Genomic DNA, 22,303 nt, shown 5'->3' with positions numbered 1-22,303 from the left:
GCGCTACTCGATGCGCAGGTTGGCGGCGCGGATGACGCTGCCCCAGGTCTGCAGCCCGGCCTCGATCAGCGCCGCCATCTGCGCCGGGTCGCGGGTCCAGACCGTCGCGCCGGCGCGATGGATGCGCTCGGCCGTCTCCGGCGTGTTGGCGATGCCGATGATGGCGGCGGCGAGCCGGTCGCGGATCGCGGTCGGCAGCGCCGCCGGGCCGACGAAACCAAACCAGACATAGACTTCGACGCCGCGGAACCCCGCCTCGAGGAAGGTCGGCACGTCGGGCAGCGCCGGGTCGCGCTCTGCGCCGGTGACGCCGAGGGCGCGCATCCGCCCATCCTGCACATGCGGCAGCACGTTGGGCAGGTTGTCGATCGACATGGTGACGCGGCCGCCGAGCAGGTCGGCCAGGCCCGGCGCGCTGCCGCGATAGGGCACATGCGTCAGCTCGATGCCGGTGCGTGCCTTGAACAGCTCGGCCGCGAGATGCGGGCTGCTGCCGGCGCCGGAGCTGGCGAAGCTGAGCGCGCCCGGCTTTGCCTTCGCCGCCGCCACCAGCTCGGCCAGCGTGCGGTAGGGGCTGTCGGCGCGCACGACGAGCACGTTCATCACCCGCGCCACCGCGGCGATCGGGGTGAGGTCGCGGCGCGTGTCATAGCCGGTATTGGCGAAGAGGAAGGGGTTCATGCAGAGATTGGCGGTGTTGGCGACCACGATGGTCAGCCCGTCCGGCGCCGCCTGCGCCGTCGCCGCGATGGCGAGCGAGCCGCTGGCGCCCGGCCGGTTCTCCACCACCCCGGGCTGGCCGAGCACCTCCTGGAACCTCTCGCCGATCAGCCGGCCGAGCGCGTCGTTGATGGCGCCCGGCGTATAGGGGATGAGGATGCGCACCGGCCGCTCCGGCGACCAGGACGCCGCCCGAGCGGGTGTGATGAGGGCGGGTGTGATGAGGCCGGGTGTGATGAGGGCAGGCGCGGCGAGCAACGCCGGTCCGGCGAGCAGAAGACGGCGGGCGATGCTCATGTGGTGTCCTCCCGTGCCGGCCGCGGGCGCTCAGCCCTGGCGCAGGCGTTGCCGCAGCTCGAATTTCTGGATCTTGCCGGTGCTGGTCTTGGGCAGCGGGCCGAAGCTGACGCGCTTCGGCGCCTTGAAATGCGCCAGCCGCGCGCGGCACCAGGCGATCACCTCCGCCTCGGTCGGCGGCGGCCGGTCGGGGGCGGGGGTGACGAAGGCATGCGGCACCTCGCCCCATTTCTCGTCCGGCGCCGCGACCACCGCCGCCTCCATGATGGCGGGATGCGCGTAGAGCACCTCCTCCACCTCGAGGGTCGAGATGTTCTCGCCGCCGGAGATGACGATGTCCTTGGCGCGGTCCTTCACCTCGATATAGCCATCCGGGTGCAGCACGCCGAGATCGCCGGTATGGAACCAGCCGCCGGCCAAGGCGGCGGCATTGGCGGAGGGATTGTTCAGGTAGCCCTTCATCACCGTGTTGCCGCGCAGCATGATCTCGCCCAGCGTCGCGCCGTCGCGCGGTACCGGCGCCATGCTCTCCGGGTCGAGGACGGTAGCCTCCTCCAGCATCGGGTGGTTCACGCCCTGGCGCGCCATGAAGGCGGCCTTCTGCGGCAGCGGCATCTCGTCCAGCCCCGGCTGCCAGAGGCAGATGGTGGCCGGGCCGTAGCATTCCGTCAGGCCGTAGAGGTGCGTCACCGCGAAGCCCATCTCCTCCATCCGGGCGATGACGGGGGAGGGCGGCGCGGCGCCGCCGGTGGCGATCGCGACCGGCTGCGCCGGGCGGCGCTTCACTGCCTCAGGCGCATGGATGAGCATCGTCAGCACCACCGGCGCGGCGCACATATGGGTCACGCCATGCTCGGCGATGGCGGCGAAGATCGCCGCCGGCTCCACCCGCCGCAGGCAGACATGCGTGCCGCCCTGCAAGGTGACGGCCCAGGTATAGGTCCAGCCGTTGCAGTGGAACATCGGCAGCGTCCAGAGATAGACGCTCCGCGGCGAGAGGCCGAAGGCCAGCGCATTGCCGCAGGCGTTCAGATAGGCGCCGCGGTGATGCGTGACGACGCCCTTCGGGTCGCCCGTGGTGCCGGAGGTGTAGGAGAGAGCGATCGCCTCCCACTCGTCCTCGGGCATGCGGGCCGGCGCCGCCGGGTCGCCGCCGGCGAGGAAATCCTCATAGGCCGTGCCGCCCAGCCCCTTTCCATCCGGGTCCTCGCCACCCGGTCCTTCGGGATCGCGGATGTCGATGGCGGGCGGCGGCGCCGCCATTCCCGCCAGGGCGACGCGCGCCACGCCGGCGAACTCGCTGTCCACCAGCAGCAGCTTCGCCTTGCTATGGCGCAGGATGAAGCCGATGGAGGCGGCATCGAGCCGGATGTTGATGGTGAGCAGGACGGCGCCGGCCATCGGCACGCCGTAATGCGCCTCCAGCATCTCCGGGATGTTGGGCGCCAGCACCGCCACCACCTCGCCCGGGGCGATGCCGGCGCCGCGCAGCGCCGCGGCGAGGCGGCGGCTGCGCTCGGCCAGCGCCGCATAGGTCAGGCGCCGGCGCCCATGGATGACCGCGACGCGCTGCGGATAGATGCGCGCCGCCCGCTGCAGGAAGGAGATCGGCGAGAGCGGCACATGGTTGGCCGGCAATTGCGGCAGCGCGTTCGGACCCTCGTCCATCCTCGTCCCTCTCCCTCCCGTACCGTTCCTCGCCGTCAGCGGCCGAGCGCCTTCGGGGCGCTGACGCCGCAGCGCAGCCGGGTCAGCGCCAGCAGCGCCGCGGCGGTCGCCGCATGGCCCGGCGTGCCGGGGTCATGCGCGCCGGCACGGATGTCGCGGGCGAGGCGCATCAGCAGGTCCTCGGCCGCGCCTTCCGGTGCCCCCATGGCGGCGCGCAGCGCGGCGAGCGCCGGCGCCGGATCCACCTCGCCCTCGCGCCGGGCGATCGCCATGGCATTGGCCGCCATGCGGGCCTGGAAGCGCAGCGCCTCCGGCAGCGCCGGCAGCAGCTCGCGCAGCAGCACCTCGCGCGCCGTCTCCAGCAGGTTGGCGGCGTCCGGGCGTTCCAGCATGGCCGCCGCGGCCTCGGGATGCTCCGGCATCAGGCGATCCCCGTCATGCGCAGCACGTCCATCTCCAGCTCCGGCACGATATGGCTGGTCAGCGCCAGCTCCAGGCTGGTGTCGCCCTTGAGGTGCCGGCCGCCCTGGTCGGCAGCGACCACCGCCCAGCGGATCGTCGCCGCCAGCTCCCACCACAGCACCCGCTCATGCTGCACCGCGACCCCGCTCTCGGCGGCATAGGCGGCGTAGAAGGCCTCGCGCCGGCCGACGCCGCCGGCCTCGCGCGCCAGGGCGCCGAAGCGCCAGCAGGGGGCGCAGAACCAGCCGAGATCGGCATGGCGGTCGCCCCAGGCGGCGAATTCCCAGTCGAGCACCGCCGCGACCCGGTCGCCCTCGGCCATGTAATTGCCGGTGCGGAAGTCGTTGTGGTTCAGCACGATCTCGCCCGGCGGCGGGGCGCTGCGCTCGAGATGCCGCAGCCCCCATTCCAGCACCGGCCGCGGCGTGCCGGCGGCATCCAGCGTGGCGCGCTGCGCGGCGATAAAGGCGCGGTGCGCATCCTCGGGCGGGTCGCCGAGGAAGGGCAGGTCCGGCCGCGGCGGGCGGATGCGGTGGATATGCGCCAGCTCCCGCCCCAGCGCCTCGGCCAGCGCGTCGTCCTCGGCCAGGCGCACCAGACGGTGGCCGGCGGCGATGCCGCCGACGCGGCGCATGACGAAGAAGGGCGCGCCGGTCACCTCGCGCTCGGGGCAGCAGAAGAGCGGCTCCGGCACCGCGACGCCGGCGGCATGCGCCGCCTGCAACAGGGCGAATTCGGCGGTGCGGGGCAGGGAGACGGCGAGCACCGCGGCGTTGTCGGTGCGCAGCACCCAGCGCTCGGGCCCGCCGGCGCGCGTGACGTCGAGCGCCCAGTTCTGCTGCACCGCGCCGCCCGAGAGCAGCGCCATCTCGGTGATCGCGACCGGCGCGCCCGCCGCCTCGCTCAGCCAGGCGGCGAGGCGGCTGCGGGCCGGCTCATCCACGGCCGGCGCCCCAGGCGAAGAAGTCCTTGCCCTGGCGGCGGAGGAAGTTGGTCAGCACCATGCGGTGGACCTCGGAGGCGCCGTCGACCAGCCGCGCCTGCCGGGCATAGCGGTACATCCACTCCACCACCGTGTCCTTGGAATAGCCGCGGGCGCCGAGGAGCTGCAGCGAGGTGTCGACGGCGCGGTGCAGCGCATCGGCGACCACGACCTTGGCCATGGAGACCTCCTTGCGCGCCAGGCTGCCATTGTCGAGCAGCCAGGCGGCGCGCATGGTCAGCAGCCGGCCGATATCGAGCTCCATCGCCGCCTGGCCGATCATCTGCTGCACGCTCTCCTTCTCGATGAGCGTGGAGCCGAAGGCCTTGCGCACCTCGACCCGCGCCATGGCGATCTCGAGCGCGCGACGGCCCATGCCGGTCCAGCGCATGCAATGGGTGAGGCGCGCCGGGCCGAGGCGGATCTGGGTGGCGCGCAGCCCGTCGCCGAGCTTCATCAGCACGTTCTCGTCCGTGATCTCGAGCCCGTCATACTCGATCTCGCAATGCCCGCCATGCTCCTCCGGCCCCATGATCGGGATGCGGCGAATGATGCGCCAGCCCGGCTGGTCGGCATGGTAGAGGAAGGCGGTCAGCCCGTTGCGGTCGTCCTCGCCGGTGCGGGCGATGAGGATGAAGTGCTTCGCCTCGGCCGCGCCGGTGATGTAGTGCTTGCGGCCGCGGATCACCCAGCGGTCGCCTTGCCGCTCGGCCCGCGTATAGGTCATGGAGGGATCGCTGCCGCAGCCGTCGGGCTCGGTCATGACGAAGCTCGACTGCACCGCGCCGTCGATGATCGGCTGCAGCCAGCGCTCCTTCTGCGCCTCGGTGCCGACCATGTTCAGCAGGCGCATGTTGCCGTCGTCCGGCGCCGCGCCGTGGAAGACGACGGGGCCGAAGATGGAGCGGTTCATCTCCTCATAGCAGGCGGCGAGGCCGACCATGGACAACCCGCCGCCGCCGCGCTCCTGCGGCATGCCGAGCGCCCAGAGGCCCTGCCGCTTCGCCTCCGCCCGCAGCCGCTCCAGCAGGGGCCTGGCGATGTTCTCGTGCTCGTCATAGCTCGCGGGATCGGCTTCGAGCGGAATGATGCGCTCCTCGACGAAGGCGCGGATGCGCTGGCGGATCTCGTCGATCTCGGGCGGGAGGGCGAAGTCCATGGGCGGCGTCCTGACTCTCTGCGTTGGCCCGCCGCGGCCGCGCGCCGCAGGCGGGGAAGGCCGGATGGGCAGCGCAGGTGCCGGGCATCCTGTTGCCGACGCCACCTGTCGCCTCCCGTTGCCCTGCCGCGGCTCCGCCGCGGCAGGCTGTGACGTGCTTATGCCCTGAGGGGAATCGCGGAGACTATCAGAGTGGATTCACCGAGTGCCCGCCATCCACCACCAGCGCCGCGCCCGTCATATGCGCGCCGGCAGGCGAGGCGAGCAGCAGCAGCGCGCCCGAGAGATCGGCCGGCTGGCCGAGCCGGCGCTGCGGCACACGCCTGACCACCGCCTGCCCGGCCTCGGAGGCGAAGAAGTCGCGGTTGATCGGCGTCTCGACATAGCCGGGACAGAGCGCGTTCACCCGGATGTCGTGGCGCGCCAGCTCGACCGCCATCTGCTTCGTCAGCTGCACCAGCCCGGCCTTGGAGGCGGTGTAGCCCGCGACTCCCTGCAGGATGCGCAGCCCGCCGATGGAGGCGATGTTGACGATGGCCCCGCCGCGCCGCGCCGCCACCAGCCGCCGCGCCCCCTCCGTCGCCACCAGGAAGCAGCCGCGCAGGTTGACGTCGAGCACGCTGTCCCAGTCCGCCTCGGTCTGCTGCAGCACCGGCCGGGTGACGGCGATGCCGGCATTGTTGACGATGACGTCGCAAGGGGCGCCGAAGGCTGCCTCGGCGGCGTCGAAGGCGCGGCCCACCGCGGCGGCATCGGTGACGTCGAGCGGCACCGGCCTCGCGCGCGGGCCCAGCTCGGCCGCCAGGGCTTCGAGCGCCTCCACGCGGCGGGCGGCGAGGACAAGGTTCGCGCCGGCGGCGTGCAGCACGCGGGCGAAATGCACGCCGAGCGCGCCGGACGCGCCGGTGACGAGCGCGGTGCTGCCCGCGAGCGAGAAGATCTGTGCCGGATCGGTCATGTGCCTCGGGGCCTTCGGCGATGGCCGGGCCCCTGTTCCTCCCAGGGATGCTGTCGCCGGCAATTCACCATCCCCGGGCGGGGGCGGCAAGCGGTACCGGAGATCAGCGCCGCGCCGCCTCGCCCGCGACCTCGGCCTCCACCGCCGCCAGCAGCCGGGCCGGGAAATGCCGCGGGATGCGCTCGCCGATGAGCACGATGCGGCTGCGGCGCTCGCCGCCTGGCCAGGCCTCCAGCCAGTCCAGCGGATGCACCAGGTGCTGGATGGCGTGCAGCACCGCCGGCCGCTCCGGGCATTCGGCCAGCGCCACCAGCCCTTTCAGCCGCAGCAGGCGCGGTCCGGCATGCTCGGCGAGGCCCTGCAGCCAGAGCGTCAGCGCCAACGCCGGCAGCGGCGCCTCGCGCTCGATGGCGATGGCGCCCAGCCCCGGCGTGTGGCGTGCGACCGCATCCGCTTGCAGCGCGGCGAGCAGATCGGGCAGCTGCCCGGGCGGCGGGGCGGGCGCCAGCAGCCAACCGGGCTCCGCCGCGCCCTGCACCGCCGCGCGTAGCGGCGCGGTGGGGTTGAGCGCCCGGATCGCCGCCTCGGGCGGCGCGGCGAGGTCGGGCTTGGTCACCAGGATGCGGTCAGCGAGCATCACCTGCCGCCGCGCCTCCGGGTGGCGGGCGAGGGCCGCCTCGCCCTGCGCGGCATCGACCAGGGTGACGACGCCGGCCAGCGCATGCGTCGCGCCGAGCGCCGCATCCTGCATCAGCGCGTGCAGGATCGGCGCCGGGTCGGCGAGGCCCGAGGTCTCGACCAGCACCCGCGCATAGGCCGGCACCTCGCCGCTGGCGCGCTGCCGCGCCAGGTCGAGCAGGGTGCGGGCGAGGTCGTCCCGCGCCAGGCAGCAGAGGCAGCCGGTCGAGGCGCTGACGAAGCGCTCCTCGCTCACCGCGATGAGGTCGTGGTCGAGCGGCACCTCGCCGAATTCGTTGACGATGACGGCGCTGTCGGCCCAAACGGGGTCGCGCAGCACGCGGCGCAGCAGCGTCGACTTGCCGGCGCCGAGGAAGCCGGTGACGACGGTGACGGGGATCATGCCGGTCCTCACCCCTCGGGCCGCGCCACGCGCAGGCGGCGCGCCTCGCCGGTCTCGGCGCCGAGGGCGTTGCGCAGCGTCCGCAGCAGGCCGAGGACGGAGGTGCAGGGGCGCCGTTGGCCCTTCCCCTGCATCCCGGGGCGCTCCACCCACCAGCGCACCGGATGCTCGGCGGGGAGCGCCGGCGTCACGCGCAGCGCCGGGCCGAGGCGGAGGCCGTCCGCCTCGATCCGCACCCGCCCCTCGACCTCCCAGAGCGCCAGCGCATCGGCGAGGAGGTCGCGCAGCTCGGGCGGGGAGGGCGCGGCCACGGCGCCAGGGTCGGCAGGTCGCGTCACAAGGCTGGGGCGCGGCGGATCTCCTCCGGCACCTTCCGCGGCAGCCATTCGCCGCCGCGATCCTCGCCGCACCAGCGATCGCCCTCGACCACCACCTTGCCGCGCAGGATGGTCATGGCCGGCCAGGCGGCGACCTCGCGCCCCTCCCAGGGCGAGTAGTCGCTCTCATGCATCGCCTCGGCCCGCACGGTGCGGCGCAGCGCCGGATCGAGGATGCAGAGATCGGCATCCGAGCCCGGCGCGATGGCGCCCTTGCGCGGATAGAGGCCCATGATGCGCGCGGCATTGGTCGAGACGCGGTCGACGAACTGCCGGAGCGTGAAGCCGCGCTTCATCATCTCGGAATACATCAGCGCGACGCGCGGCTCGACGCCGGAATTGCCGCCGGTGGTGTCGTCGATGCGCTTGCCCTGGGTCTTCACCGAGAGGGAGCAGCAAAGCTCGTCGGTCGCGACGCAGCCGATGGTGCCGTCGAGCGCGCCGCGCCAGAGCTCGTCCTGGTCCGCCTGCGACTTCAGCGACGGATAAGTGTGGTAGACCTGCCCGTTGGGACGCTTGTAGTCCTCCTGCGTGTAGAGCATGTACTGGTGCAGGCTCTCGCCATAGATGGGCAGGCCGCGGGAGCGCGCCTCGCGGATCGCCCGCACGCCGTTCCCGGCCGAGACATGCATCATGTAGAGCGCCGTGCCGGGGACATGCTCGGCGAGGCGGATGACGCGGCGGAAGGAGAGGTCCTCCGAGAGGGTGTTGTGTACCTCCGCCATGTTCTCGAAGCTGGCGCGGTTCTCGCGGAACAGCCTGGCATACATGTGCATGACGATGTCGTTGTCCTCGGCATGGATGACGCCGAGGCCGCCCTTGCGGGACAGCACCTGGAAGACTTCCCAGATATCGCCGAAATCCACCATCCGGCCCTTGCGGCTCGGGGTGATGTCGGTGGTGAAGATCTTGACCGTGGCGTGCCCGGCCTCGATCGCCTCGCCGAGCTGCGCCGGCAGCTCGGGCGGCAGGTCGCCCTCCACCATGGTGTGCAGCGCCCAGTCGCAGGGGCAGCCATCCCCGCGCCAGGCGGCCATGCGCGCCTCGATGGCGGATTGCACCGTCTCGCCATGCGTCCAGCGGGTGAAGTCGATCAGCGTGGTGGTGCCGCCGAACAGCGCCGCCTTGCCGACGACGGAGGGGCCTTGGGTGAAAAGGGTCGGGCCGTCCGGCACCGGCATCGGCCAGAGGCAATGGGTGTGCGGGTCAATGCCGCCGGGCATGACGATCTTGCCGGCGGCGTCCACCCGCCGCGTGCCGGCGGCGAGCGGGAAGGCGCCGCGCGCCGCGACGGCCACCACCTTGCCGCCGGCGATCGCCACATCGGCCGGCCCCACCGCATGCGGCGTGACCACGCAATCCCCGCTGACGACCAGATCCACCATCGCCCCGTCCCCCGGCTGCGTGGCGATGCTGCGCCGGCGGGCGGGGCGGTGCAAGACGCGGCGCCCGCCCCGCGCAGCGACGCCGTGGGGAAGCCTACGCGATGCGTCGCCCGAGCTTCGCCGCATAGCGCTCGGCGAAGCGCGGCGCGACGGCGGGGTTGATGATGCGCGGCGGCATCAGCCCCTTCGCCGCATCGGCGAAGGCCAGCGCCGCGATGCGGGTGATGTTGGCCCGGCTCTCATGCGTCACGCCCGCCGTGTGCTGGGTGACGATGACATTCGCCATGTGCAGCAGCGGATGCTCGGGCGGCGGCGGCTCCTGCTCCCAGACATCGAGGCCGGCGCCGGCCAGGTGGCCGCTGCGCAGCGCCGCGTGCAGCGCCGGCTCGTCATGGATGTTGCCGCGGGCGGTGGTGACGAAGATCGCGCCCGGCTTCATGCGGGCGAAGCTCTCGCCGTTCAGCAGGTTGCGGCTCTCGGGCGAGAGCGGCAGGTGCAGGCTGACCACGTCGCTCTCGGCCAGCAGCTCCGGCATCTCCACCTTGCGGGCGCCGCGGGCGGCGATGGTCGCATCGTCCAGATAGGGGTCGCAGGCCAGCACCGGGCAGGAGAAGCCGAGCCGCACGATCTCGGCGACGCGGGTGCCGACATTGCCGATGCCGACCAGCCCGACGGTGCGGCCGCGCAGCTCGCGCCCCATCAGCGCGCTGCGGTCCCGCGCCCGGCCGGCCCGCATCGCCGCCCCGGCCTCGGGCATGCGCTTGAGCAGCGAGAGCATCATGCCGACGGCATGCTCGGCGACGCCCTCGGCATTGCCGCCGGCCTGGTTCACCAGCAGCACGCCGGCCTCGGTGCAGGCGCCGGGATCGACGGTGTCGTAACCGGCGCCGGTGCTGCCCACCATCAGCAGGTCGGGAAGCTGCCGCAGCAGGGCGGCGTTGACATGGAAGGGCTTCGGAAGCTCGTCACGCGAGGCCATGACGTAGTAGGCATCCACCCCCCGAAGCGCGTCGAGCACGGCCGATTCGGGCTGGTCGAGCGGGATGCGGACCACCTCCAGCTCCGGGTGCAGCGCCGCCGTCTCAAGGAAGGATGGGTGCGGCACATGCGACAGGTAGCCGACTCTGAAGCGGCGCGGATCGGGCACGGGACGGTTTCCTCGCTGGGACGGGTTTGGCCCCTTGTATCCCCTGCCTCCGGGGGCGGAAAGGCACCGGCCCCAGGAATCCGTTTCGCTCCTGCCGCGTTGCCCAGGGGTGAGTGCAGTGATTGAGCGCGGCGATGCTGGCGGACCGGTCGCATGACCGGCCCGGGGCTCCGAACGGGGCCCGCCGGTCGCGCCGTGAGGCGCGACGCGGCGAAGCCAGACGAACCGGAGATTCGCGCCCGGCGTCCGAGGGGCCGTTGATGTGATGCAGCGCGCCCTCCGCAGCCACCAGCAGCTCCTCGCCGGCGTGGTGGAGGCGATCGCGCGCGGCGAGACCGGCATCGCCGACATCCTGGCCGCGGTGACGCCGGGCGGCGGCAAGAGCCTGCTGCCGGTGATCGCCGCGGCGCGGCTGATGGCGGCCGGGATCGTCGAGCGGGTCTGCTGGATCGTGCCGCGCGACAGCCTGCGGCTGCAGGCGGAGGAGGCCTTCGCCGACCCGGCCTGGCAGGCGGCGCTCGGCCATGCCGTCTCGGTGCGGGCGGCGGAGAACGCGCCCGATCCCTGCCGCGGGCTGCAGGGCTGGATCACCACCTATCAGGGCGTCGCGGCGGCGCCGGCGCTGCATCTGGGGGAGATGCGGCGGCATCGCACGCTGCTCGTCGTCGACGAGGTGCACCACCTGCCGGCCGAGGCCGACCCCAACGCGCCGGAGGAGGCCGCCTGGTCGCGCGCCATCCTGCCGCTGCTCGAGACGGCGGCGGTGCGGCTGCTGCTCTCCGGCACGCTGGAGCGCGCGGATGGGCGGCCGATCCTCTGGCTGCCCTATCGCAAGGGGCCAGGGGGCAGGGGAGGCGGGCGGGCGAAGACGCGCGAGGTCGACCTCGCCGCGCCGGGCTTCGCCGTCATCGGCTACAGCCGCGCCCAGGCCCTGGCCGAGAAGGCGGTGCTGCCGGTCGATTTCGGGGCGCTCGACGGCGAGGCGGAATGGCTGGACGAGGAGCGCCGCCGCACCGGCCCACACCCGGTCTCCGGTCCGCCCGAGACCGGCCGCGCCGCCCTCTTCACCGCGCTGCGGACCGGCTTCGCGCGCGACCTGCTGCGCCGCGCCTTCGCCGCGACGCGCGACCTCAGGGCGGAGCGGCGCGCCCGGCTCGGCCTGCCGCCCGGCGAGACGGGGATGGGTCTCGGCAAGCTGCTGGTGGTGGCGCCGGACCAGGAGAATGCCCGGCGCTACCTCGATTGGCTGCGCGCCTGGCTGCCGCGCGACCAGGCGGAGAGCACGGCGCGCATCGCCACCTCCGACGAGCGCGACGCGCAGGAGGTGCTGGCCGCCTTCCGGCTGCGGCCGGAGCCCTCCGTGCTGGTCACCGTCGCCATGGCCTATGAGGGTCTGGATGCGCCGAGCGTCGCGGTCTGCGCGGCGCTGACGCATATCCGCTCCCGCGCCTGGCTGGAGCAGATGATCGCCCGCGCGACGCGGGTCGATTTCGCCGCCGGCCCCTATGAGAGCCAGCGCGCCGTGGTGCTGCATCCGGACGACCTGCTGTTCCGCCGCTTCCGCGAGCGGATCGAGCGCGAGCAGGGCACGCTGGCGCGGGAGAAGGTGCGGCGGCGGCAGGGGGAGCTGCCGATCGGGCCGGAATTCGCGCAGGAGCCGCCGATCATCCCGCTCGCCTCCAACGCCACCGCGCTGCACTGGCACCGGCTGGCGCCGGGGCCGGAATTCGCCGCCGCGCGGCCCGATCCGGAGGGCGCGGCGCCGGCGGTGCCGCCCTCGGCGCGGGAGCGGGAGCTGCGCTTCCGCATCAGCCAGGCGGTGGCGGCGCAGGTGCTGGAGGATGAGGGGGCGATGCAGGTGCCACGCCGGGCCGGCGCGCACCATGCCTATGCGGCGGCGCTGAAGCGGGTGATGGGCAAGGGGCGGGCGGAGATGTCGCTCGCCGAGCTGGAGGCGACGCTCGCCTGGCTGGAGCGCAACCGCATCGGCGAACACCTGCACCTGCTCGCGGGCGATCCGCGCTATGGCTGGACGGTGCGGCAGCGCCGCTTCGACTTCAACACGGGGCGCTGACCGCGCCCTTAGGCCATGGGCGCAAACCTCCGCTTTGCCTGGGCCTTCGCGGCATAAGTCGCGGGCCCCGTTCGGGGGCCTCGGACCGGGCAGGCGACCGGTCCGTTGGCACTAGCCCAAATCGCGCGCGAAGCCGATCACCGCCGCGGCGGTGGCCGCCGGCTGCTCGGGCAGCAGCGCATGGCCGCAATCGGGGATGACGGCGAGGCTGACGCGCGGGCCGAGCGCCGCGCGCAGCTCGGCCTCGGTCGGCACGGGGGCAATGACATCCTCGGCCGCCGCGACATAGAGCGTCGGGTGCCGCTCGGCGACGCGGCGCCAGCGGTCGTCCGTCGCCGCCGTCGCGGCGCGCTGCATGCGGGCGACCGGCGGATGCCAGCCGGCGAGCCAGACCCGCGCGTCATGGCGGGGCGCGAAATAGCCGCGCTGCAGATGCGCCAGCCGCTCCGCCTCGCTCAGCGCCGGGTCGAAGCTGCCATCGATGGTGGCGCGGATCGCCGGATCGGTATTGGCGGCGATGGAGGCGGCGAGCAGCGCGACGCCCCGCACCCGCTCCGGCTGCCGGGCGGAGAGCGCCCGCGCCACCCAATTGCCGAAGGCATGCCCGGCGACGAGGGCTGGCGCCGCGGTCTCGGCCGCCAGCACGGCAGCGGCATCCTCGGCGAGGTCGTAGAGCGTCAGCCCGGTCATCGGCCCGGCCGAGCCGCCGATGCCGCGTGGCTCCGGGCAGAGCACGCGGAAGCCGGCGGCGGCGATGCGGGGCGCCACCCCGGCGAAATCCTCGGCGCCGCGGCCGAGGGAGGCGAGGAGCAGCACCGCCGGGCCGGCGCCCGTCGCGGCATAGGCGATGCGGGCCTCCCCGTGCTGCACCGCATGGACCTCCATGGCGTCCCCCTCCCTCGCTGCTGTGCCGCCGCCGGATCCGCGATAGGGTGGCGGGAAAGGGAGGTCGACGCCATGGAGGATGCTGGACCGAACGGCCCGATGGTGGCCGAGGCGCCGCGCCGTTTCGCCGCCTGGCCGGAGGGGGTGGAGCCGGCGGTGCCGATCCCGGGCTATGGCAACACCTTCACCCATACGCCGGCGCAGCCGCCGATCCGCCGCCCGCCGATGCGGACCGAGGTGACCGGGCCGCTCGAGCTCTGGCGCAAGCTGCCCTGCGGCGACGACAACCTCGCCGTCCTCGCGCCCGGCCGCATGGCGCAGGGACAGCTCATCCATATCGGCGGGCGGGTGCTCGACGAGGATGGCCGGCCGGTGCCGGGCGCGGTGGTCGAGCTCTGGCAGGCCAACGCCGCCGGCCGCTACTTCCACCCGAACGACCAGCGCGACGCGCCGCTCGACCCGGACTTCATCGGCAATGGCCGCATCCGCACCGATGCGGAGGGGCGCTACGGCTTCCACACCATCCGGCCGGGCGCCTATCCGGTGCCGGCGCCGGGCGCCTGGTGGCGGCCGCCGCATGTGCATTTCTCGGTGCTTGGCCCGGCGACGCTGTCGCGGCTGGTGACGCAGATGTACTTCCCCGGCGACCCGCTGAACCCGCTCGACCGCATCTTCATGTCGGTGCCCGATGCGGCGGCGCGGGAGCGGCTGGTGGCGCGGCCGATCCCGCCGGAGGAGGTCGGCCTCGGCTGGCTCGGCTACCGCCACGACATCGTGCTGCGCGGCCGCGCCGCGACGCCGGTGCAGCCGTGACGGGGGGAGGCGGCGCCGTGGCGATCCCGATCTCGCAGCACACCATCGGCCCCTTCTTCCCGCAGACCTTCTTCCGGAAGGGCGACAACGACCTGACGCGGCTGACGGCGGAGGCGCCGCCGACGCGGCGCGGCGAGCCCATCCTGCTGCGCGGCCGGGTGCTGCGCGAGGGCGGCGTGCCCTGCGTCAACGCCATCCTGGAGGCCTGGCAGGCGGATGCCGGCGGCCGCTTCCGCCATCCGGCCGATCCCGAGGCAAGGCGGGCCGATCCGGATTTCTGCGGCTGGGGGCGCGCCTGGACCGATGCCGAGGGGCGCTACGAATTCCGCACCATCCTGCCCGGCGGCTTCGAGGAACCGGCGGGGCCGCGGGCGCCGCATATCAACCTGCTGATCATGGCCTCCGGCCTGATGCGCCCCCTGGCCACGACGCTGTTCTTCCCGGATTTCACCGCGGCGAACGCCGCGGACCCGGTGCTGGCGCTGGTGCCGCCGGCGAGGCGGGCGCGGCTGGTCGCGGCCGCGACCGGCGAGGCGGAGGGGCGGCGCATCTTCCAGCTCGACCTCCGTCTGCGCGGGAGCGCCGAGGAGGAAACGCCCTTCTTCGTCGAATAGCGGAAAGGATCCGGGCCGTCTCACTCGGCGAGACGGCCCGGATCGCGCTCCGTCGCGGCAGAAGCGGGCAGCCATTCGAAAATCCCACAAGTCTCACTTTTTGACACTTGCGCACCGGTTGAAAAACATTGATACGCCACTACACTAAAAAGTGAGCAGGACGCTTTCAGATGCCCACCATCCTCGGCACCAGCAGCAACGACACGCTCAACTACAGCACCAGCCGCGAGAACCTGAAGATCAACGGTCTCGGCGGCAACGACACCGTCCATGGCGGCCTCGGCAACGACACCCTCTACGGCGCCACTGGCAACGACAAGCTCTACGGCGGCATCGGCGACAACTACATGGAAGGCGGCCTCGGCAGCGACACCATCGTCGGCGGCACCGGCAGCGACATCATCGTCGGCGGCGGCGGCAACGACATGCTCTATGCCGGCACCGGCCACGACGTCTTCCGCTTCGCCCCCAACGACACGACCTGGACCGCCGACAAGGGCAGCGACACCATCATCGGCTTCAAGGGCCTCGGCTCCGGCGGCCAGGGCGACATCATCGAGTTCCTCAACTACGGCCCCGACGCCCATCTCGAATACGTCGGCAGCTCCGCCAAGGTCGTCGGCCTGCAATACTACGCCGTCTACGCCACGCCGGGCACCGAGGAGGTCAACCGCGTCGACGTCATCGCCATCAAGCTCGATGCCGCCACCGCAGCCGCCGGCAGAACCCTCGCCGAGGGCGACTACGTCTTCCATTCCTGAGACGGCAGGGGAAGCAAGGATAGGCGGCGGCGCCCGCGTTCAGCCCTCGGGTGTCGCCGGCGCGGAGGCGCCTGGCCACCGCGCCCGGCGGACGTGATCCCCGTCCGGAGGCCTGTCACGGCGGACCGGCCCCAGGATGGAGCCGGTCCGCCGTTCCCAATCGCACCGCGCAAGTTGCGGCAAGCTGCTGGACCATGATCCGCTCACCCGGCGTCGCGGACCATGGTCCAGGCCGTTGTTCGATCGCGTGATTCAGCTTTCCGGCGAGTCCACCTCAAGCGATCACGCTCTAAATCGGCGTGCCGCCGGCCTGCACCCCATCGACCCGCAGGATCTCGACCTGCGGCGGCGCGGTCAGGATCTCGCTGAAGGCGTGCATCCAGTCCTGCGGCGCCGTCTCGCCGCCGCGCTGCCGCAACCCTTCCAACTGGTCGAGGCTGGTCAGCGCCACCTCGAATTGCAGCGCGGGATCGCCCTGGCCGCGGGTGAGCGGCACCAGCAGCCGCGCCTGCAGCCCGGCCTTGCCGGCGGCCGCGACCTCCCGCCGGATGAAGTCCATAGCGCGCTGCCGGTGCACGGGCAGCACGTCGTAGGAGAAGCGGGCGAGATACATGCGCGCTAGTCTCCCTCGAGGGTGAAGCCAGCCTTCAGCGAGACCTGGGTGTACTCGATCTTGCCGGCATCGCCGACCACGCCGCGGATCTGCGTCACCTCGAACCAGCGCAGATGGCGAACCGTTTCGCCGGCGCGGCCGATGGCGGTGCGGATGGCGCCGTCGACTCCTTCCTTCGAGGAGCCCACCAGCTCGACCACCTTGTAGACATGCTCCGTCATGGGCGGTTCCCTCCGCTGCGCCGCAGCATGCGCTGCCGTTCCGCAGTGCCCATGAAGCGCCGTCCATGCGCATCGGTTTCCCGCCGAGTCGCTGCTGCAACGCGGAAACGAAAAGCCCGATCCGCTGTTGTGACCCACCGGAGATCGAGGGGCCCCTTTTCATGGCTGGGAAGACGGATGCTGGCGCGGCGCGGCCGGTCCATCGGATGCGGATCAGGGAAGGCTCGCCCTTCCCGCTGGGGGCGACTTGGGATGGTCTCGGGGTCAATTTCGCCCTGTTCTCCGCCCATGCGACGAAGGTGGAGCTGTGCCTGTTCGACGATGCGGGGGAGACGGAGCTCGAGCGGCTGGAACTACCCGAATATACGGACGAGGTCTGGCACGGCTACCTGCCCGAGGCGCGTCCCGGCACCATCTACGCCTATCGCGTACACGGCCCCTATGAGCCGGAGGCAGGGCACCGCTTCAACCCGAACAAGCTGCTGCTCGACCCCTATGCCCGCGCCATCATCGGCGAGCTGAAATGGGGGCCGGAGATCTTCGGCTACGTGCTCGAGAGCGAGGACGACACCACCTTCGACGAGCGCGACAGCGCGCCGATGATGCCGAAATGCCGCGTCATCGATCCGGCCTTCACCTGGGGGCGCGAGCGCAGCCCGGCCGTGCCCTGGGACCGCACCATCTTCTACGAGACCCATGTGAAGGGCTTCACCAAGCTCCGCACCGACCTGCCGGAGGAGATCCGCGGCACCTATGCCGGCCTCGCCTCGCCGGACGTGGTGGATTACCTGCGCGGCCTCGGCGTCACCTCCGTCGAGCTGCTGCCCATCCACAGCTTCGTCAATGACGGACCGCTGCTCGACAAGGGGCTGACGAATTACTGGGGCTACAACAGCCTCAGCTTCTTCGCCCCGGCCCGCCGCTACGCCCGCAACCAGCCCTTCGCCTTCGCCGAGTTCAAGGAAATGGTGGCCCGGCTGCACGATGCCGGGCTCGAGGTCATCCTTGACGTGGTCTACAACCATACTGCCGAGGGCAATGAGCGCGGGCCGACCCTGTCCTTCAAGGGCATCGACAATGCCAGCTACTACCGGCTGCTGCCCGACCAGAAGCGCTACTATATCAACGACACCGGCACCGGGAACACGGTGAACCTGTCGCATCCGCGGGTGCTGCAGATGGTCACCGACAGCCTGCGCTTCTGGGCGACCGAGATGCGGGTGGACGGCTTTCGCTTCGACCTCGCCACCATCCTCGGCCGCGAGCCCTATGGCTTCGACGAGGGCGGCGGCTTCCTCGATTCCTGCCGGCAGGACCCGGTGCTCTCCCGCGTCAAGCTGATCGCCGAGCCGTGGGATTGCGGTCCCGGCGGCTATCAGGTGGGCGGCTTCCCGCCGGGCTGGGCGGAATGGAACGACCGCTTCCGCGACACCGTCCGCGCCTTCTGGAAGGGCGACGAGGGCCAGGCGGCCGAGCTTGCCGCGCGCCTCACCGCCTCGGGCGACAAGTTCGACCGCCGCGGGCGCAAGCCCTGGGCCAGCGTGAACTTCATCGCGGCGCATGACGGCTTCACGCTGAACGACCTCGTCTCCTACAACGACAAGCACAACGAGGCGAATGGCGAGGACAACCGCGACGGCCATTCGCACAACCTCTCCTGGAACCACGGCGTCGAGGGGCCGACCGACGATCCGGAGATCATCGCGCTGCGCGAGCGGCAGAAGCGCAACATGCTGGCGACGCTGCTGCTCTCCCAGGGCACGCCGATGATCCTGGCGGGCGACGAGTTCGGCCGCACCCAGAAGGGCAACAACAACACCTACTGCCAGGACAACGAGCTGAACTGGGTCGACTGGCAGGCGATCGACGAAAACGGACGAACCCTCGTGGCCTTTGCCCGCAAGCTGATCGCGCTGCGGCAGAACTTCCCCGTGCTGCGCCGCGGCCGCTTCCTCACCGGCAAGCTGAACGAGGCGGCCGGGGTGAAGGACGCGACCTGGCTGACCCCCGCTGGCACGGAAATGGAGGCCGAGCACTGGGACGATCCCAACACCCGCTGCTTCGGCCTGCTGCTCGACGGCCGCGCCCAGGCCACCGGCATCCGCCGGCCATCGGGCGACGCGACGCTGCTGCTGGTGATGAACGCGCATCACGACGTGGTGGAGTTTTCCCTGCCGGAGCCGCCAAAGGGGCAGCGCTGGCAGCTGCTGATCGACACCAACCGCCCCGAGCTGGAGGAGCCGGAGCCCTTCGAATTCGGCCATCCCTACATGGTCACCGGGCGCTCCTTCCTGCTCTTCCTGCTGCGGCCGGAGCGGGGCGGCGGCGGCATCCTCGCCACGGCGCGGCTCGCGTTGCTCGCCGGCGCCGCGCCGCCGCCGCTGCCGAAGGAGGGGGGCTGAGGCAAGGGCCGGGCGGCGGCGCATGTTCGCGGGCTTCGAGCCGCTGCTCGTCCCGACCGGGGAGACCACCATCTTCCTGCGTCGCGGCGGCGAGGGCCCGCCGCTGCTCCTGCTGCACGGCTTCCCCGAGACCCATCTGATGTGGCGCGACGTCGCGCCGCTGCTGGCGCGCCGCTTCACCGTGGTCTGCGCCGATCTGCGCGGCTATGGCCGGAGCGGCTGCCCGCCTTCGGCACCCGACCATGCGCCCTATGCGAAGGACGCCATGGCGCGGGACATGGTCGCGGCCATGGCGCAGCTCGGCTTCCCGTGCTTCGGCCTCGCCGGGCATGACCGCGGTGGCAGGGTGGCCTACCGGCTCGCGCTCGACCATCCGGCGCGGGTCTCGCGCCTCGCCGCGCTCGACATCATCCCGACCGAGGAGGCCTGGGCGCGGGCCGAGGCGCGCTTCGCGCTCGGCTACTGGCTCTGGTCGCTGCTGGCCCAGCCGGCGCCGCTGCCCGAGCGTCTGATCGGGGCCTCGCCCGAGGCCGTGATCGACGTCGCCCTCGACGGTTGGGGCTCCGCGCCCGCCGCCTTCGATGGCGCGCTGCGCCGCGCCTATGCCCAAGCGCTGCGCGACCCGGCGCATCTGCACGCGATCTGCGAGGAGTACCGCGCCGCCGCCACGCTCGACCGCCAACAGGATGCGGCGGACCACCGGGCGGGGCGCCGCATCGCCTGTCCGGTGCTCGTGCTCTGGAGCGGATCCGGGCCCCTCGGCGCCTGGTACGAGACTGCGGGCGGCCCGCTCGATCTGTGGCGGGGCTGGGCCAGGGAGGTGGAGGGCGGCCCCGTTGCGGCCGGGCATTTCTTCCCCGAGGAGCAGCCGGCGGAGACGGCGGCGGCGCTCGCCCGCTTCTTCGGGGCGGCCGCCTGATGACCGCGCGACACGGCCGCCGTTGCCATCGGGCCCGGCGCGGGATACCGCATGCAGCATCATGATCCGGCGGCCCTGAATTGACCCTCGACCAGGGCTTCGCCTTCGCCATCCTCGCCGCCGCGCTCGGCCTCTTCGCCTGGGGGCGGATCGCCTATGACGTGGTGGCCATGCTGGCGCTGCTGGCCGGCATCCTCACCGGCATCGTCCCGGCCAAGGAGGCCTTCCTCGGCTTCGGCGACGACATCGTCGTCATCGTCGCAGGCGCCCTGGTGGTCAGCGCCGCCGTCGCCCGCTCCGGCGTGGTGGAAAGCGCCATGCGGCCGCTGCTGCCGCATCTCGGCACGGTCCGCACCCAGGTGCCGGTGCTGGTGGCGGCGGTGATGCTGGCCTCGGTCTTCACCAAGAACATCGGCGCGCTGGCGCTGTTCATGCCGGTCGCGCTGCAGCTCGCCCGGCGCAGCGGCACCTCGCCCTCGGCGCTGCTGATGCCGATGGCCTTCGCCTCGCTGCTCGGTGGGCTGGTCACGCTCATCGGCACCTCGCCCAACATCATCGTCGCCCGGGTCCGCGCCGACCTGCTCGGCACACCCTTCGGCATGTTCGACTACGCGCCGGTCGGCATCGCCGTGGCGCTGGCCGGCCTCGTCTTCCTCACCTTCGGCTGGCGGCTGCTGCCGCAGGGCCGCCGGGCGCAGGCCTCGATGGAGGCGGCGATCGCCCTGCCGAGCTATACGACCGAGGCGGAGCTGCCCGAGGCCAGTCCCATCGCCGGCAAGGACATCGCCGCGCTGGAGAGGCTGGCCGATGGCGAGGTGACGGTGGCGGCGCTGCTGCGCGACGGCCGGAGGCGGGAATCGCCGGGCGGGACTTGCGAATTGCAGGCCGGCGACCGGCTGATCCTGGCCGGCGAGCCGGAGGCGCTGGAGGCGCTGGTCGCCCGGGCGAAGCTCACCCTGGCCGGGGAGGAGCATGCCGTCGAGGCCGAGCCGGAGGCCGAGCGCGCCGTGGTCGAGGGCGTGATCACCGCCGAATCGCCGCTGCGACGCTCGACCCCGGCCGCGGCGCGGCTCGCCGAGCGCTTCGGCGTCAACCTGCTGGCCGTCAGCCGCCGCGGCGAGCGGATCGCCGAGCGGCTGAACCATCTCCGGCTCCGCGCCGGCGACGTGCTGATCCTGAAGGGCGAGGCGGGGCGGCTGCCCGACACCCTCGCCACGCTGCGCATCCTGCCGCTGACCGAGCGGGCGCTCGCCCTCGGCCAGAGCCGGCGCAGCCTGCTGCCGATCCTGGTGCTCAGCCTCGCCATGGCGGTGGTGGCGCTGAACCTGGTGCCGGTCGCCGTCGCCTTCTTCGCCGCTTCGGTGATCCTGCTGCTGCTGCGCGCCCTGACCCCGGCCGAGGCCTATGAGGCGGTGGACTGGCCGGTGATCGTGCTGCTCGGCGCGCTGATCCCGGTCTCGGAGGCGGTGCGGCGGACCGGCGGCACGGACCTGCTCGCCGGCTGGCTCGCCGTCGCGGTGGAGCCGCTGCCGCCGCTCGGCGCGCTCGGGCTGATGATGGTCACCGCTATGGCGGTGACGCCCTTCCTCAACAACGCGGCGACGGTGCTGATGATGGGCCCGATCGCGGCCAGCCTCGCCGGCCGGCTGGAGCTCAGCCCCGATCCCTTCCTGATGGCGGTCGCGCTCGGCTCGGCCTGCGACTTCCTCACCCCGATCGGCCACCAGTGCAACACGCTGGTGATGGGGCCGGGCGGCTATCGCTTCGGCGATTACTGGCGGCTCGGCCTGCCACTCTCCTGCATCGTGCTGCTGGTGGGCGTGCCGATGATCGCGCTGGTCTGGCCGCTGCGGCCGGGGTGAGCGCCGCTACCGGGCGAGCAACGGCCGCAGCGCCTCGGTCACGCCGCTGAGGACGATCTGCACGCCGATGCAGAGCATCAGGAAGGCGGCCAGCCGGGTCAGGATGCGCGCCCGCGACTGGCCGAGCAGCCCGACCAGCGCATCGGCCGAGCGGTAGGCGAGCCAGACCAGGCCCGCCACGGCAAGGGCGGCGAGGGAGAGGCCGGCGGCGAAGGGCGCCACCTCCGCCCAGCCGCCCCCGGGGCTGCCCACCGGGCGGTTGGCGCCGAGCGCGACGGCGACCGAGATCGAGCCCGGCCCGGTGGTGAAGGGCATGGTCAGGGGGAAGAAGGCGATGTCGCCGGGCGGCTCGCCCTCGGCCTTGCTGGCCTGGTCCTGCTTGCGCTCCTCCGTCCGCTCCGGCGCGGCCAGCATGTCCCAGGCGCGCACCGCCACCACCAGCCCGCCGGCGATGCGCAGCGCGGCGAGGCTGATGCCGAAGAAGCCGAGCACATAGGCGCCGGTCCAGAGCGCGCTGAGCAGCACCACCGCCGAATAGGCGGCGATCCGCGCGGCGAGGCGCACCCGGTCGGCATGCCGCAGCCGGGCCGTGACATCGGCATAGATGAGCGCGGCGGCGATCGGGTTGACGATGGAGAACAGGGCCGGGAAGGCGAGCAGGAAGCTCTCCGTCGCGGCGCTCAGCTCCCGCATGGCGCCGGCGCGGGCCCGGGCTTCGGCCCTGGCGGTGATGGATGGCCCGGCAAACAGGCTGCTCCCTGGCGGCCGCGGGCCCTGCGGCTGGGGCGGCCCCGGCGCGACGGCGCGGGCTGCCCCGCAGCGATGCCAGGGTCGCGCGGCGGAGGCAAGGCGCCGGGGGAGGGGGAGGCGCCTCGACCCGCCGCGCGCCACGTGGCACTCCGG

21 protein-coding genes are annotated in these 22,303 nt (G+C 72.7%); 7 read left to right on the top strand and 14 right to left on the bottom strand.

All coding sequences use genetic code 11. The features are described from left to right. Nucleotides 1–3: 3 nt before the first annotated feature. The 10 genes from HJG45_RS16775 to HJG45_RS16730 all read right to left on the bottom strand — a co-directional run bounded on the left by HJG45_RS16775 (nucleotide 4) and on the right by HJG45_RS16730 (nucleotide 10,236). Entirely contained in the window at nucleotides 4–1,017 is a 1,014-nt protein-coding gene (locus HJG45_RS16775; RefSeq protein WP_171613257.1) for a tripartite tricarboxylate transporter substrate binding protein, read from the bottom strand. Between the two features lie 30 nt (nucleotides 1,018–1,047). Next, entirely contained in the window at nucleotides 1,048–2,685 is a 1,638-nt protein-coding gene (locus HJG45_RS16770; protein ID WP_171613256.1) for an AMP-binding protein, read from the bottom strand. A 35-nt stretch (nucleotides 2,686–2,720) separates the two neighbouring features. Next, on the bottom strand, nucleotides 2,721–3,107 hold the full coding sequence (locus HJG45_RS16765; RefSeq protein ID WP_171613255.1) for a DUF6285 domain-containing protein: 387 nt from the start codon (nucleotides 3,105–3,107) through the stop codon (nucleotides 2,721–2,723). Further along, nucleotides 3,107–4,090, bottom strand: a complete 984-nt coding sequence (locus HJG45_RS16760) for a phosphotransferase (RefSeq protein ID WP_171613254.1) — start codon at nucleotides 4,088–4,090, stop codon at nucleotides 3,107–3,109. The genes HJG45_RS16765 and HJG45_RS16760 overlap by 1 nt, the downstream gene beginning before the upstream one ends. Beyond that, nucleotides 4,083–5,288, bottom strand: coding sequence for an acyl-CoA dehydrogenase family protein (locus tag HJG45_RS16755; RefSeq protein WP_171613253.1), 1,206 nt, complete (start codon nucleotides 5,286–5,288; stop codon nucleotides 4,083–4,085). Before HJG45_RS16755 ends, HJG45_RS16760 begins: the two co-directional genes overlap by 8 nt. 187 nt (nucleotides 5,289–5,475) lie before the next feature. After that, complete coding sequence (locus HJG45_RS16750) at nucleotides 5,476–6,246, bottom strand: SDR family NAD(P)-dependent oxidoreductase (protein WP_171613252.1); 771 nt, start codon at nucleotides 6,244–6,246, stop codon at nucleotides 5,476–5,478. A 103-nt stretch (nucleotides 6,247–6,349) separates the two neighbouring features. Then, nucleotides 6,350–7,327 (bottom strand): GTP-binding protein, encoded by a 978-nt coding sequence (locus HJG45_RS16745; RefSeq protein ID WP_171613251.1) that lies wholly within the window; start codon nucleotides 7,325–7,327, stop codon nucleotides 6,350–6,352. A gap of 8 nt (nucleotides 7,328–7,335) precedes the next feature. Then, the gene (locus tag HJG45_RS16740; protein WP_171613250.1) at nucleotides 7,336–7,638 is read right to left on the bottom strand and encodes a hypothetical protein; all 303 of its coding nucleotides are present in this window, start codon (nucleotides 7,636–7,638) and stop codon (nucleotides 7,336–7,338) included. A gap of 23 nt (nucleotides 7,639–7,661) precedes the next feature. Next, on the bottom strand, nucleotides 7,662–9,089 hold the full coding sequence (locus HJG45_RS16735; RefSeq protein WP_171613249.1) for an amidohydrolase family protein: 1,428 nt from the start codon (nucleotides 9,087–9,089) through the stop codon (nucleotides 7,662–7,664). 94 nt (nucleotides 9,090–9,183) lie between these two features. Further along, on the bottom strand, nucleotides 9,184–10,236 hold the full coding sequence (locus HJG45_RS16730; protein WP_368040619.1) for an NAD(P)-dependent oxidoreductase: 1,053 nt from the start codon (nucleotides 10,234–10,236) through the stop codon (nucleotides 9,184–9,186). 265 nt (nucleotides 10,237–10,501) lie between these two features. On the opposite strand from HJG45_RS16730, the gene HJG45_RS16725 reads away from it, so the two are divergent. After that, on the top strand, nucleotides 10,502–12,310 hold the full coding sequence (locus tag HJG45_RS16725; RefSeq protein ID WP_171613247.1) for a DEAD/DEAH box helicase: 1,809 nt from the start codon (nucleotides 10,502–10,504) through the stop codon (nucleotides 12,308–12,310). 111 nt (nucleotides 12,311–12,421) lie between these two features. On the opposite strand, the gene HJG45_RS16720 is transcribed toward HJG45_RS16725, so the two are convergent. Further along, a complete protein-coding gene (locus tag HJG45_RS16720) occupies nucleotides 12,422–13,195 on the bottom strand; it encodes an alpha/beta fold hydrolase (protein ID WP_171613246.1) in 774 nt (257 codons plus the stop codon). A gap of 72 nt (nucleotides 13,196–13,267) precedes the next feature. Here HJG45_RS16720 and HJG45_RS16715 point away from each other — a divergent pair, with 72 nt between their 5' ends. The 3 genes from HJG45_RS16715 (at nucleotide 13,268) to HJG45_RS16705 (ending at nucleotide 15,383) form a co-directional block, all read left to right on the top strand. After that, nucleotides 13,268–14,008 carry a protocatechuate 3,4-dioxygenase subunit beta gene (locus HJG45_RS16715; protein WP_254452582.1) on the top strand — a complete coding sequence of 247 codons (741 nt, stop codon included), beginning with the start codon at nucleotides 13,268–13,270 and terminating at the stop codon, nucleotides 14,006–14,008. A 17-nt stretch (nucleotides 14,009–14,025) separates the two neighbouring features. Then, nucleotides 14,026–14,622, top strand: coding sequence for a protocatechuate 3,4-dioxygenase subunit alpha (gene pcaG, locus HJG45_RS16710; RefSeq protein ID WP_171613245.1), 597 nt, complete (start codon nucleotides 14,026–14,028; stop codon nucleotides 14,620–14,622). A gap of 170 nt (nucleotides 14,623–14,792) precedes the next feature. After that, the gene (locus tag HJG45_RS16705; RefSeq protein ID WP_171613244.1) at nucleotides 14,793–15,383 is read left to right on the top strand and encodes a calcium-binding protein; all 591 of its coding nucleotides are present in this window, start codon (nucleotides 14,793–14,795) and stop codon (nucleotides 15,381–15,383) included. 289 nt (nucleotides 15,384–15,672) lie between these two features. Here the strand turns inward: HJG45_RS16705 and HJG45_RS16700 are convergent, their stop codons facing one another. Both HJG45_RS16700 and HJG45_RS16695 read right to left on the bottom strand, forming a co-directional pair. Beyond that, nucleotides 15,673–15,996 carry a hypothetical protein gene (locus HJG45_RS16700; RefSeq protein ID WP_171613243.1) on the bottom strand — a complete coding sequence of 108 codons (324 nt, stop codon included), beginning with the start codon at nucleotides 15,994–15,996 and terminating at the stop codon, nucleotides 15,673–15,675. Between the two features lie 5 nt (nucleotides 15,997–16,001). Next, nucleotides 16,002–16,217, bottom strand: coding sequence for a dodecin (locus HJG45_RS16695; RefSeq protein WP_171613242.1), 216 nt, complete (start codon nucleotides 16,215–16,217; stop codon nucleotides 16,002–16,004). A gap of 161 nt (nucleotides 16,218–16,378) precedes the next feature. Here HJG45_RS16695 and glgX point away from each other — a divergent pair, with 161 nt between their 5' ends. The 3 genes from glgX (at nucleotide 16,379) to HJG45_RS16680 (ending at nucleotide 21,400) form a co-directional block, all read left to right on the top strand. Next, the gene (gene glgX / locus HJG45_RS16690; RefSeq protein WP_171613241.1) at nucleotides 16,379–18,619 is read left to right on the top strand and encodes a glycogen debranching protein GlgX; all 2,241 of its coding nucleotides are present in this window, start codon (nucleotides 16,379–16,381) and stop codon (nucleotides 18,617–18,619) included. 22 nt (nucleotides 18,620–18,641) lie between these two features. Beyond that, nucleotides 18,642–19,538, top strand: coding sequence for an alpha/beta fold hydrolase (locus HJG45_RS16685; RefSeq protein ID WP_171613240.1), 897 nt, complete (start codon nucleotides 18,642–18,644; stop codon nucleotides 19,536–19,538). 80 nt (nucleotides 19,539–19,618) lie between these two features. Continuing rightward, nucleotides 19,619–21,400, top strand: coding sequence for an SLC13 family permease (locus HJG45_RS16680; protein ID WP_171613239.1), 1,782 nt, complete (start codon nucleotides 19,619–19,621; stop codon nucleotides 21,398–21,400). Between the two features lie 6 nt (nucleotides 21,401–21,406). Here the strand turns inward: HJG45_RS16680 and HJG45_RS16675 are convergent, their stop codons facing one another. Next, complete coding sequence (locus HJG45_RS16675; RefSeq protein WP_171613238.1) at nucleotides 21,407–22,093, bottom strand: MarC family protein; 687 nt, start codon at nucleotides 22,091–22,093, stop codon at nucleotides 21,407–21,409. Nucleotides 22,094–22,303 lie beyond the last annotated feature (210 nt).

This window comes from Roseicella sp. DB1501, from assembly GCF_013112485.1.
Classification (GTDB): Bacteria; Pseudomonadota; Alphaproteobacteria; order Acetobacterales; family Acetobacteraceae; genus Paracraurococcus.
This window is presented reverse-complemented; position numbering and strand designations above follow the sequence as displayed.